This window comes from Betaproteobacteria bacterium, from assembly GCA_016713305.1.
Taxonomy (GTDB): Bacteria; Pseudomonadota; Gammaproteobacteria; order Burkholderiales.
On sequence record JADJPK010000009.1, the window covers coordinates 170,666 to 183,088 of the forward strand.

General features: G+C 67.1%; 8 protein-coding genes. 4 read left to right on the top strand and 4 right to left on the bottom strand.

Annotation, left to right across the window (positions count from 1 at the left end; genetic code table 11):
* Window positions 1-3: 3 nt before the first annotated feature.
* The 4 genes from galU to smc are packed head-to-tail and all read right to left on the bottom strand — an operon-like array spanning window position 4 to window position 7,610.
* Window positions 4-888 carry a UTP--glucose-1-phosphate uridylyltransferase GalU gene (galU, locus tag IPK20_13080; protein ID MBK8017547.1) on the bottom strand — a complete coding sequence of 295 codons (885 nt, stop codon included), beginning with the start codon at window positions 886-888 and terminating at the stop codon, window positions 4-6.
* The gene (ligA, locus tag IPK20_13085; GenBank protein ID MBK8017548.1) at window positions 885-2,933 is read right to left on the bottom strand and encodes an NAD-dependent DNA ligase LigA; all 2,049 of its coding nucleotides are present in this window, start codon (window positions 2,931-2,933) and stop codon (window positions 885-887) included. The genes galU and ligA overlap by 4 nt, the downstream gene beginning before the upstream one ends.
* Window positions 2,933-4,045 (bottom strand): hypothetical protein, encoded by a 1,113-nt coding sequence (locus tag IPK20_13090; GenBank protein MBK8017549.1) that lies wholly within the window; start codon window positions 4,043-4,045, stop codon window positions 2,933-2,935. Before IPK20_13090 ends, ligA begins: the two co-directional genes overlap by 1 nt.
* A gap of 34 nt (window positions 4,046-4,079) precedes the next feature.
* The gene (gene smc, locus IPK20_13095; protein ID MBK8017550.1) at window positions 4,080-7,610 is read right to left on the bottom strand and encodes a chromosome segregation protein SMC; all 3,531 of its coding nucleotides are present in this window, start codon (window positions 7,608-7,610) and stop codon (window positions 4,080-4,082) included.
* Window positions 7,611-7,859: 249 nt separating this feature from the next.
* Between smc and IPK20_13100 the strand changes: the two genes are divergently transcribed.
* The 4 genes from IPK20_13100 to dapE all read left to right on the top strand — a co-directional run bounded on the left by IPK20_13100 (window position 7,860) and on the right by dapE (window position 12,423).
* A complete protein-coding gene (locus tag IPK20_13100; GenBank protein MBK8017551.1) occupies window positions 7,860-9,056 on the top strand; it encodes a succinyldiaminopimelate transaminase in 1,197 nt (398 codons plus the stop codon).
* Window positions 9,057-9,091: 35 nt separating this feature from the next.
* The gene (dapD, locus tag IPK20_13105) at window positions 9,092-9,913 is read left to right on the top strand and encodes a 2,3,4,5-tetrahydropyridine-2,6-dicarboxylate N-succinyltransferase (GenBank protein MBK8017552.1); all 822 of its coding nucleotides are present in this window, start codon (window positions 9,092-9,094) and stop codon (window positions 9,911-9,913) included.
* A 143-nt stretch (window positions 9,914-10,056) separates the two neighbouring features.
* Window positions 10,057-11,268, top strand: a complete 1,212-nt coding sequence (locus tag IPK20_13110; protein MBK8017553.1) for a PilT/PilU family type 4a pilus ATPase — start codon at window positions 10,057-10,059, stop codon at window positions 11,266-11,268.
* 3 nt (window positions 11,269-11,271) lie between these two features.
* Window positions 11,272-12,423: a succinyl-diaminopimelate desuccinylase gene (gene dapE / locus IPK20_13115; protein MBK8017554.1), complete on the top strand. Its 1,152-nt coding sequence runs from the start codon at window positions 11,272-11,274 to the stop codon at window positions 12,421-12,423.

Below are 12,423 nucleotides of genomic sequence, written 5' to 3' on the forward strand. Positions count from 1 at the left end.
GCGCTAGTTCTTCACCGACTTCGCCATCGACGCCGCAAAGGCGGCGAAGTCGACCCCCACTTCCGGGTGACGCAGCGCATAGACGAAGTTGGCCATGAGGTAGCCGAGCTTGGAGCCGCAGTCGTAGCGCTGGCCTTCGAACTCCAGGGCAAGAACATGCTCGACGTCCAGCAGGCGGGCGATGCCGTCTGTCAGCTGGATCTCGCCCCCGGTGCCCTTGCCGATCCCTTCCAGGAAATCGAACAGGCGCGGGGTGAGGATGTAGCGCCCCACCACGGCCAGATTGGACGGCGCATCGGCGGGCTTGGGCTTTTCCACCATCCCGACGATCCGGTGCAGCTTGGAAGCCAGCGGCTCGTTGCGGATGACGCCGTACTTGTTGGAATCCTCGGGCGGAATCGTCTGCACCGCGAGGACCGAGTTCTTCCGTTCGGCGTAGACGTCCACCATCTGCTGGAGCGTGGACGGCTGAGCATCGATGAGGTCGTCGGCCAGGATGACCGCGAAGGGCTCGTTGCCCACGACGGGTTTGGCGCACAGCACCGCGTGGCCGAGCCCCAGCGCTTCCGGCTGGCGCACATAGATGCAGCTCACGTTGCTGGGAACGATCTTCCGGACGCAGTCGAGCAGCGCCGTGCGGCCCTTGGCCTCCAGCTCCGTTTCCAGCTCGAAGGCCTTGTCGAAGTGGTCCTCGATGGCGCGCTTGTTGCGGCCCGTGATGAACACCATCTGCGTCATGCCCGCGTTGACTGCCTCTTCCACCGCGTACTGGATGAGCGGCTTGTCGACGATGGGCAACATTTCCTTGGGACTTGCCTTGGTCACCGGAAGGAACCGCGTTCCCAGTCCTGCCACGGGAAACACGGCGGTCTTGATGGGCCCTTTCATTCTTTCTCCTTGGCTTTGTGCTCTGCCGACACGCACGGCTCGAGCAATTCTAACAACCCCGCCTCGTCGAGAATCTCGATTCCCAGCGCTTGGGCCTTTTCCAGCTTGGATCCTGCGTCCGAACCGGCCACCACGTACCGGGTCTTCGCCGAAACGCTCCCGGCGACCTTGCCGCCCAGCGCCTCGATCTTCTGTTTCGCCTCGTCGCGGGTGAGATTCGGCAGCGTACCGGTGAGCACGAAAGTCACCCCAGCAAGTGGCGCGCCGGAAGCGGTCACCGGAGGTTGTATCGGCCAGCGCACTTCGTCCTTGAGCGCGTCGATCACCTCGGCGTTGTGCGGCTGGGCGAAGAAATCGGCGATGCTCTGCGCCACGATCGGCCCCACGTCCGGCACCCGCATGAGTTCGTCCGTTGTGGCGGACCGCAGCGGCGGCAGATCGCCGAAGTGCCGCGCGAGGTCCCGGGCCGTGGCCTCGCCCACATTGCGGATCCCCAGCGCGTAGACGAATCTTGCCAGCGTCGTGTTACGGCTCTTGCCGATGCCCGCCACGATGTTGGCTGCCGATCGCTCGCCCATGCGATCGAGCCCTGCAAGATCTGCCGCGCCAAGCCGGTAGAGATCCGCAGGTGTGCGCACCATGTCGCGGTCCACCAGCTGATCCACCAGGCGCTCGCCCAGGCCTTCGATGTCCAGCGCCCGGCGCTGCGCGAAATGCAGCAAGGCCTGCTTGCGCTGGGCAGGACAGAACAGCCCGGCCACGCAGCGGCGCACCGCCTCGCCTTCTTCCCTCACGGCATCCGAGCCGCAGATGGGGCACCGGTGCGGCAGGTGGAACTCCTCGCCGCGTGTTCCATCGGAGGGCACGACACGCACCACCTCGGGGATCACGTCGCCCGCGCGCCGCACGATCACCCGGTCACCCACACGGATGTCCTTGCGCCGGATCTCGTCCTCGTTGTGCAGCGTCGCATTGGTCACGGTCACGCCGCCGACGAACACCGGCTTCAGCCGGGCCACCGGCGTGAGCGCCCCCGTGCGGCCGACCTGGACCTCGATGTCCAGCACCTCGGTCAGCTCCTCCTCGGGGGGGTACTTGTGCGCGATCGCGAAGCGCGGTGCGCGCGATACGTATCCCAGCATCTCCTGCTTGCGGAGTTCGTCCACCTTGTATACGACACCGTCGATCTCGAAAGGCAGCGAGGCGCGCCGCTCTCCGATGGCACGGTAGTAACCGAGCAGGCCCTCCATGCCCGACACCACGCGGCGCTCGTCGCTGACCGGAAACCGCAGTTCCTGCAGCCAGTCCATCAGCCCGCTGTGACGCTCGCTCGGCGCCGCGCCACCCTCGACCTGCCCGATTCCGTAGGCGTAGAACGAGAGCTTGCGGCTCGCCGTGATGCGCGGATCGAGCTGACGCAACGCGCCTGCCGCCGCGTTGCGCGGATTCACGAAGAGCTTGTCGTTGCGGGTGCGCTGCTCGGCATTGAGTCGATCGAACTCGCGCTTGGTCATCAGAACCTCGCCCCTCACCTCCAGCACGTCCGGGAGGCGCGGGCCGTCCCGCCCGAGCGGAATGGAGCGCACCGTGCGCAGATTGCCGGTGACATCCTCGCCGGTGGCGCCGTCACCACGCGTGGCCCCGCGAACGAGCACTCCTGCGCGGTAGGTCAGGCTGATGGCGAGCCCGTCGAACTTGGGTTCGACGGCGTACTCCACCGTCTCGGCACCGGTCGTCTCCCTCACACGCCGGTCGAACGCTTCCACGTCCGCGTCGGTGAAGGCATTGTTGAGCGAAAGCATCGGCACCGCGTGCGGCGCCGGAGGAAACGCCTCGACCGCGGACCCGCCTACCCGTTGCGTGGGGGAATCGGGGGATGCCGCCTCGGGATGCTCGGACTCGAGCCACTGCAGCCTCAGGAACAGGCGGTCGAACTCCGCGTCCGGGATCTCCGGCGCGGACAGGACGTAGTAACGGTAGTTGTGATGCTCGAGGTTCCGCCGGAGATCTTCGATCTCGGCCAGAACGTCCGGCGGAACGGGCATCAGGAGAACAGTCGGTTGGCGGTGGCGCTGCCCGCGGGGATGCCCGCCTTTTCCATGGCGGCGTAGACGCCGCTCAGATGACGGCGGATCGCATCCAGCCCGTTGTCGGACAGCGCATTCCGGTTGTCGTCCACGATGATGCCTTCCAGCGTGGAGGAAAAGCGCTTGGCGACCTGCACCATCCGGTCGAACGTCGCGATGCCGCCGCTCGCGCGCGGCACGTCGAGCAGGAAGGTGATGCCGTTGGTCGAGAGCGACTTGATGCTGTCGGGAAAGAACGGCTCCGTGGCCTGGTTGTCCAGCGTGAACTGCGACTGGCCCTGGGCGTCCTCGAAGTGGAACTGGCCGTCCGGCTTCAACTTGAGTCCGGCGCTTTCGGCCAGCGCGCGGATCGTCGTGCCCGGGAACTGATGTCCGCCGCGCGCCACGACCGACAATCCGATCGCGATGTCGACCTCGGCGCAGAAGTTGTCGAGTTCCTGGGCGCGGGCTTCCATGATCGAGGTGTCGGAAGCCGTGAGATCCACCGCGGCCTCGTCGGAGACCGCCTGCATCGCGCCGACGAATTCGTCGAGTTCCGCCCGCGAGATGACCGCCTGCCTGTCCGCGAGCTGCACCGAGGTGCGGATGCGCCGGAAACGTCCGCTGCCGGCCTCGTCGACCGGCACCCAGAGGCCGCTGCGGTCGTCGAGCCCCATCACGCGGACGGGTCGCGAGAGGGCGGAGATCGCCTGGGCGAGCCGCACCAGGAATTCGTCGCCGAAGGGTTCTTCCTGCTCGAACTCGGCGCGGCAATCGACCATGGCTTCGTCGGGTTCGCCGGCCGCCACGGGCGGGAGTTCGCGTACAGCGCGGGTCGGAACCTCGATCTCCGGCTCGCGATGTACCGGCTCTTCGGACGGGGGGTCATCGAGTGCGATCGCCGCGGGGCTGGGGAGTGGCGGCTCGGGCGCCGCAATCGGCTCGTGCTCGAACAGGATATCCCGGGCGGGCACGTCGAAGGCCTCCTCGGCGCGCCGGCGGTGGTTGCGTTCCTGCCACCAGTTGAACACCAGCACGCCGACGATCACCAGTACACCGAAGCCGAGAAGTCCCAACTGAAAATCGCTCATGTCATTGCCCTTTGCGGTACGCCCGGCACGACGGTCATGCGGCCTGCTCCTCGCGCATCTTGAGCGCTTCCTCGATGTCGACGGCGACGACCCTGGACACACCGAGTTCGGGCATGGTCACGCCGACCAGCTGCTCGGCGAGCTCCATCGTGATCTTGTTGTGGCTGATGAAGATGAACTGCGTCTGGTCCGACATCTTGCGGACCAGTTGACAGAAACGGCTCGTGTTCGAATCGTCCAGCGGCGCATCCACCTCGTCCAGCAGACAGAACGGGGCGGGGTTCAACCTGAACAGCGAGAACACGAGAGACACGGCGGTCAGCGCCTTCTCGCCGCCGGACAGCAGGTGGATGGACGCGTTCTTCTTTCCCGGCGGCCGGGCGATGATCTGCACGCCGGAATCGAGGATCTCCTCGCCGGTCATGACGAGCTTCGCCTCGCCGCCGCCGAAGAGCTGCGGGAACATCTCGCCGAGATTCTTATTGACCTCGTCGAAGGTGCCCTTCAGGCGCTCGCGCGTTTCGCGGTCGATGCGGCGGATGGCGTCTTCCAGCGTCGCCACGGCCTCGTTCAGGTCCGCCGACTGGGCATCCAGGAAGCCCTTGCGCTCGGTGGTCTTCTGCAGTTCGTCCAGCGCGGCGAGGTTCACCGCGCCCAGGCCCGTCAGCTCTTCCTGCAGGCGGGTGATCTCCGCCTGCAGCGCGTTGGGCCGTGGCGGCTTCTCCATGAGCGGCGCGAGTTCCGCCTCGTCCGCCCGCGCCTCCGCGAGCTGCGCCGCGAAATTCTCCTCGGCAAGCCGCGCTTCCTGCTCCTTGAGCCGCAGGTCGCCCAGACGGGTGCGCATCGGTTCGAGCTGGCGTTCGAGGCCATTCCGGCGCTCGTCCAGCCCCCGCAGGTCGCGCTCCGCTTCGCTCAAGGCGTCCCGGCACCGGGCGAGCGCGGCTTCGCGCTGCTGTTTCACATCCAGCGCCACCCCCAGTTCGGATTCCAGCGGGCCCTCGTCGGTGCGCTCCAGCTCGCCGAGAACTTCCTCCAGCGCGGCGCGCGCGCGCGTCAGCGCATCGCCCAGCCCCGTGAGGCCGCGCTTCAATTCGCCCTGGCGCGCCTCCAGCCCGCGCACTTCGAACTGGGCTTCCTGCCATTGCCGCTCGGCGGACATCGTGCGGTCGCGAGCGGTCGACAGACCGGCCTCCGCCGCATGAAAGCGCTCCTCTGCGCTTTCCAGTTCCTGGGAGAGCCCATCCGAGGCGTCGCCGGACATCTCGATGTCGCGGTCGGTCTCGCTGCGGATTTCGTGCTCGCGCGCCTGCTCCTGGGCGATCTCGGCAAGCTCGCCTTCGATCTGCGACCGCCGTTCTCGCGCCCGTCCCGCAAGCTGGGCCGCGCGCATGTGCGCCAGATCGGCTTCGTGCCGCGACTGGGAGAGCGAGGAAACCCGCTGGCGGATCCGGTCCAGTTCGGCACGCGCTTCCTTCAGTTCCGCTTCGGCATCCGTCTGCGTGTCGCGCTGCAGGGCAAGCTCGTTCTCGACTCCGGGGATCTCCCGCTCCAGCGCCTCGATTTCCTGCTTGCGCTCGAGCAGCCCGTGGATTTCGGAGTCGGGCGCATGAAAGCCCATGCTGTGCGCCGTGAACATGTGTCCTTCGCGGGACACGACCATCTCGCCCGGAGGCAGCGAGGCAGCCGCTGCCATCGCCTGCTGCGCCGACTCGGCCGCCCAGACGCCCGTCAGCCATTCCCGCAGCGCGCTTTCGACGCCCGGCTCCTGGCACGTCACGACGGCCGTCAGAGCGCGGCATCCCGCCGGAGCAGGCGCAGCATCCTGGCCGGCAGCGGCCGGCTCGGGGCGATAGACGGCGAGCTTTCCGGGAGGGGCGGAACCGAACCAGTCGGACAGGCGCGCGGGATCCACCAGGGCAAGCGCGTTGAGGCGTTCGCGGAGCACGGCTTCCACCGCATCTTCCCAACCGGCCTCGACGCGGACCTTCTCCCACAGGCGCGGCATGTCCGACAGGCCGTGCTGACCGAGCCACGCCGCCATCTGTTCCGACGATCCGACCTGCTGCTGCAGAGCCACGAGCGCATGGCGCCGCGCTTCGAGCGAGGCCAGCCGGCCGCGCGCCGATTCCACACCCTGCGCCGCGGTCCGGTAGGCCGATTCGAGTTGCGGGATGCGCGCCTGCAGCGCGCTCTGCCGTTCCTGCAGCCCCTGAATTTCCTCGGCGAGGGCCTCCTTTTCCTGCAGCAGCCGTTCGATCTCGGCCTCGTCCGGCGCCGCGATCGATTGCAGTTCGCCCTCTAGCCGTTCACGGCGCATGCGCAGCTGGCTCAGCAGCCGGTCGGTCTGGTCGCGGCGGGCGATGGCCACTTCGCGGTCCCGCTGGGCCTGGGTGATGGCCTGCCGCACCCGGTCCAGTTCCACGCGCGCATTGCGGAAGGCCGTCTCCGTCTCGGGCATCGCGTCCTGCGCATCACGCGCCTGCTCCGCGCTCTGCTCGGCAATCGCGACGGCAGCCTCGAGATCGGCCTCGGTGTTCTGCAGTTCGGAACGGACGTCGTCCATCCGGGTGCTGTCCCGTGAAATCTGGTCGTCCAGTTCGCGCCGGCGGGATTCGGCCCGGTTCCGGCTCGCCCGCTGGAACTGGAGCTGCTGCTCGATGCGCGCGAACTCGGCGTTTGCCTCGTACAGCAGACCCTGCGCGGAGTGCACGGCATCGCCCGCGGCATAGTGGGCGCTGCGGGAGGTTTCCAGGCCGGATTCCACTTCACGCAATTCGGCAGTCGTGCGTTCCAGATCCGTGGCGGTCTGCCCGATCTCTCCGGCCAGCCGCACCCGCAGGTTGCCGGCGTCGCGCCGCCGGATGGACCACAGCAGACACTGGCTGCGGCGGATCTCCGCCTCCAGCGTGCGGTAGCGTTCGGCGGCGACGGCCTGTTCCTCGAGGCGGGTGATCTGCAGGCCCAGTTCGCGCCGGATGTCCTCCACGCGCAACAGGTTCTCCCGGGCATCCTCGAGCCGGTTCTCGGTCTCCTTGCGGCGCTCGCGGTACTTCGACACCCCCGCGGCCTCCTCCAGGAACACCCGCAGTTCCTCCGGCTTCGCGTCGACGATGCGGGAGATCATGCCCTGCTCGATGATGGCGTAGGCTCGCGCCCCCAGGCCCGTGCCCAGGAAGATGTCCGCGACGTCCCGCCGCCGCACGGCGATGTTGTTGATGTAGTAGCTGGACTCGCCCTGCCGCTCGAGCACCCGCTTGATGGAGATCTCGGCGTAGTTGGTCCATGCGCCGGCTGCCTTGCCCAGGCTGTTGTCGAATACCAGTTCGACACTGGCACGGTTCACCGGCTTGCGTTCGCCGGAGCCGTTGAAGATGACGTCCTGCATCGTCTCGCCCCGCAGGTGCTTGGCGGACGACTCGCCCAGCACCCACCGGACCGCATCGATGACGTTCGACTTCCCGCAGCCGTTGGGCCCCACCACGCCGACCAGCTGGCCCGGCAATGCGATGTGGGTAGGGTCGACGAAGGACTTGAAGCCTGCGAGCTTGATGTGTGTGAGACGCACCCGGAAAACCCCGTTCAACGCCTACGGCATGAATGCAAGATAAAAAACAACCGCCTGGCGGCGTCACCGGGCCAGGCGGCTGATACGGCACACCGGACGCACCGCATACCGCGCGGATAATGCCCGATGAAAACGGCGGAATTGTAACCGATCCGACACCATTCACGACGTCGTCGTGGACCGTCCCGCGGTCCCTATAATCCCGCTTCCCGCCCGCCTCCGGCGCCGGCGTCCTTTCGCCCATTCCGAATGAATCCCGATCTCGCCCGCCTCCAGCCCTACCCCTTCCAGAAGCTCTCGCGCCTGTTCGCCGGCGCCGCCACCCCTCCGGACCTGCGCCCGATCAACCTGTCGATCGGCGAGCCCAAGCACCCCACGCCCGCCTTCATCCTCGACGCCGTGAAAGGCAATCTTGGCGGCCTGGCCGGCTATCCCGCCACGGCCGGGACGCCCTCCCTGCGCGAAGCCATCGCGGACTGGATCGCCCGCCGCTACGGCATCGCGAAGCCCGATCCTGCCGCGGAAGTCCTGCCGGTCAACGGCAGCCGCGAGGCGCTGTTCGCCTTTGCCCAGACGGTCGTCGACCGCACGCGGCCCGATCCCGTCGTGGTCATGCCCAACCCGTTCTATCAGATCTACGAGGGGGCCGCCCTGCTCGCAGGCGCGCAGCCGCATTTCCTCAACCAGCTTCCCGAAACACAGTTCCGCTACGACTTCGCGTCCGTGGCGGACGATGTCTGGGCCCGCACCCAGCTCATCTACGTGTGCTCGCCGGCCAACCCGACGGGCCGCGTCATGACGCTCGACGAGTGGCGGACGCTGTTCGAGCTGTCGGACCGGCACGGCTTCGTGATCGCCGCCGACGAGTGCTATTCGGAGATCTACTTCGAGGAAGGCCGGCCGCCGCTGGGCGCCCTGCAGGCCGTCGTCCAGCTGGGCCGGTCGGACTACCGGCGCCTCATCGTCTTCAGCAGCCTGTCCAAGCGGTCCAACGTCCCGGGCATGCGCACGGGCTTCGTCGCAGGGGACCGGAAGGTGATCGAATCCTTCCTGCTGTACCGGACCTACCACGGCAGCGCCATGAGCCTGACCGTGCAGGCGGCGAGCGAAGCCGCCTGGCGCGACGAGGCGCACGTGGTGGACAACCGCCGGCAGTACGCCGAGAAATTCCGCGCGGTCGTGGAAATCCTCGGCGCCGCCTGCGAAACCGCCATGCCCGAAGCCGCCTTCTACCTCTGGCAGCGCGTGCCGGGGGATGACACCGTATTCGCCCGGCGACTGCTCGAACAATATAATGTGACGGTTCTGCCCGGAAGCTATCTCGCGCGCGAGGCGCAGGGTGTCAACCCGGGACAGGGCTTCGTGCGCATCGCCCTGGTCGCCCCGTTCGCGGAGTGCATCGAGGCCGCCGGGCGGCTCGCCGAATTCGTGCGCAAGGCACGCTGATCAACGACAACCAACCGAATCGAGAGAACACCCGCATGTCCGCACTGGAATCCGTCATCGAGCAGGCCTGGGAAAACCGCACCGCACTGTCGCCGTCCTCGGCGCCGGCGGACATCAAGCAGGCCGTGGCGGACGTCATCGCCGGGCTGGACGCCGGCACGCTGCGGGTCGCGGAAAAGCGCGACGGCGACTGGGTGACCCACCAGTGGATCAAGAAGGCAGTCCTGCTGTCCTTCCGCCTCGCCGACAACGCCGTCATCCGCGACGGCTACAGCAACTACTTCGACAAGGTGGCGCCCAAGTTCGCCGACTACGGCGATGCCGACTTCCGGGCCGGCGGTTTCCGCGTCGTCCCTCCCGCGGCCGCGCGCAAGGGGTCCTTCATCGCCAAGAACGTGGTGCTGATGCCTTCCTACGTGAACATCGGGGCGTACGTGGACGAAGGCACCATGGTCGACACCTGGGCCACGGTCGGTTCCTGCGCCCAGATCGGCAAGAACGTGCACCTGTCCGGCGGCGTGGGCATCGGCGGCGTGCTGGAGCCGGTGCAGGCCAACCCGACCATCATCGAGGACAACTGCTTCATCGGCGCCCGGTCGGAGATCGTCGAAGGCGTGATCGTCGGCGAGGGCTCCGTGATCTCCATGGGCGTGTACATCGGCCAGAGCACCCGCATCTACAACCGCGACACCGGCGAGGTCCTCTACGGGCGCATTCCGCCAGGTTCGGTGGTGGTTTCGGGCAACTTGCCCTCCGCCGACGGTAAATACAGCCTCTATTGCGCCGTTATCGTGAAGCAGGTCGACGCCAAGACCCGCGCCAAGACAAGCATCAACGAACTGCTGCGGGGCGACTGAGGGCGGTCGGCGAAGCCGGGGATTCCCGCGATGCCGCCTTCACGGGCCCGGCAGTCCCCTTTCGATCGCACGCCACCGCGTCCCGACGGCGCCCCGGACCACGAACGGCCGGTGCGGACCGCAGCGGCGCCAGGGAGGATGACATGAGCACGTACCTCACGCCGCTGTTCAAGCTGATGGCCGAGAAGGAGGCCTCCGACCTCTTCGTGTCCGTCGGTTCCCCCATCTCCATCAAGATCCTCGGCAACATCATGCCGGTGAACCAGCAGGTCATGGATGCCGAGTCGGTGCGCAAGATCGCGTACGACATGATGACGGAGAAGGAGGCGCAGACCTTCGACGAGATCAAGGAGATGAACTTCTCCTATCCCGTCCAGGGCGTGGGGCGATTCCGGGTCAACGTCTTCCGCCAGCGCGGCAACATCGCGATGGTCATCCGCTACCTGCGCAACCGCACTCCCGGCTTCGAGAAGCTGCGTCTGCCGTCGCTGCTGAAAGACCTCGTGATGGAAAAGCGCGGTCTCGTGCTGATCGTCGGGTCCACGGGCTCCGGCAAGTCCACGACGCTCGCGGCCATGGTCGAGCACCGCAACCACACCCGCAGCGGCCACGTCCTCACGATCGAGGACCCGATCGAATACGTCTACACGAACAACAAGTGCGTCATCAACCAGCGCGAGGTCGGGCAGGACACCCTGTCGTACGACAACGCCCTGGTGAACGCCATGCGGGAAGCCCCGGACGTGCTGCTGATCGGCGAGGTGCGCGACCGCACGACGCTCCAGCACGCGCTGCTCTACGGCCAGACCGGCCACCTGTGCCTCACCACGCTGCACGCCAACAACAGCTATCACGCGCTCGGACGGGTCATCAATTTCTTCCCCCACGATGCGCGTGAAGGCCTGCTGGCGGACCTTTCCACCACCCTGCGCGCGATCATTTCGCAACGCCTGGTGAAAGGCCACGACGGCAGCCTCGTCGCCGCCGTGGAAATCATGCTGAACACCAAGCATATCGCCGAGCTGGTGAAGAAGGGCGACGTGGACCAGATCAAGGAAGCGATGGAGCAGAGCCTGTCGCCCGGCTGCGAGACCTTCGAGCAGGCCCTGTTCAAGCTCTACTCGCAGGGGCTCATCTCCAAGGAAGAGGCGCTCAAGAACTCCGATTCGCCCTCCAACCTGGCCTGGCTGCTCGACAACGCCGCGCTGACGAAGTCGAAATCCTCCGGGACCGGCGTCTTCGGCATGCCCTCGGCAGGCGGCAGTTCCGCGCCGGCGGCCTCCACGTCTGCGTCCCCGTCCCTGTCCAGCACCGGCGGCATGTCCATCGACCTCGACCGACTCGACCACTCCTGATTCATGCCTTCCGATACGCTGGAACTCACGCGGTCCCTCATCCGCTGCCGCTCCGTCACGCCTGACGACGGTGGCTGCCAGAACCTGCTCGCGGAGCGCCTGCGCGCGCTCGGTTTCGAAACGACCCCCCTGCGCTTCGGCGACGTCGACAATCTCTGGGCCCGGCGCGGCACGGCCGACCCGGTCGTCTGTTTCGCGGGCCATACCGACGTCGTGCCGACCGGCCCGCTGGACCGCTGGAACTCGGACCCGTTCACGCCCACGGAACGCGAAGGCGTGCTCTACGGCCGGGGCGCCGCCGACATGAAATCCTCCATCGCCGCGTTCGTGACGGCCGCCGAGCAGTTCATCGCGGCGCACCCTGACCATCCCGGGTCCATCGCGCTGCTCATCACGTCCGACGAAGAAGGCGTGGCCGTGGACGGTACGGTCAAGGTAGTGGAATGGCTGCGCGGCCGTGGCGAGAAGCTCCACTACTGCGTCGTCGGCGAGCCGACCTCCACCCACCGTCTGGGCGACACAATCAAGAACGGCCGGCGCGGCTCGCTCTCGGGCGAGATGACCGTGCGCGGGGTCCAGGGGCACATCGCCTATCCGCACCTCGCACGCAATCCCGTGCACGAGGCGGCGCCGGCGCTCGCCGAACTGGTGGGCGTGGTGTGGGACGAAGGCAACGAGTACTTCCCCCCCACGAGCTTCCAGATCTCCAACATCCACGCCGGCACCGGCGCGAACAACGTGATTCCGGGCGAGTTGAAGATCCTCTTCAACTTCCGCTTCTCGCCCGAGAGCACGGTCGAATCCCTGAAGACAGGACTGCATGCGCTGCTCGACCGGCATCGCCTCGACTACGCGATCGAATGGTCGCTGTCGGGCATGCCCTTCCTCACGCCCAAGGGCGGACTGGTCGACGCTGTGTCGGCGGCCATCGCCACCGAAACCGGTGTGCAGTGCGAGCTCTCCACCTCCGGCGGCACTTCCGACGGGCGATTCATCGCCACGTGGTGCCCCGAGGTGATCGAGCTGGGGCCGGTCAACGCGAGCATCCACAAGCTGAACGAACACGTCCGCATCGCGGACCTCGAACCGCTGTCGCGCATCTACCAGGGTGTCCTCGCCAGGCTCCTGGGATCGCAGGCTGCGGCAATTCGCTGA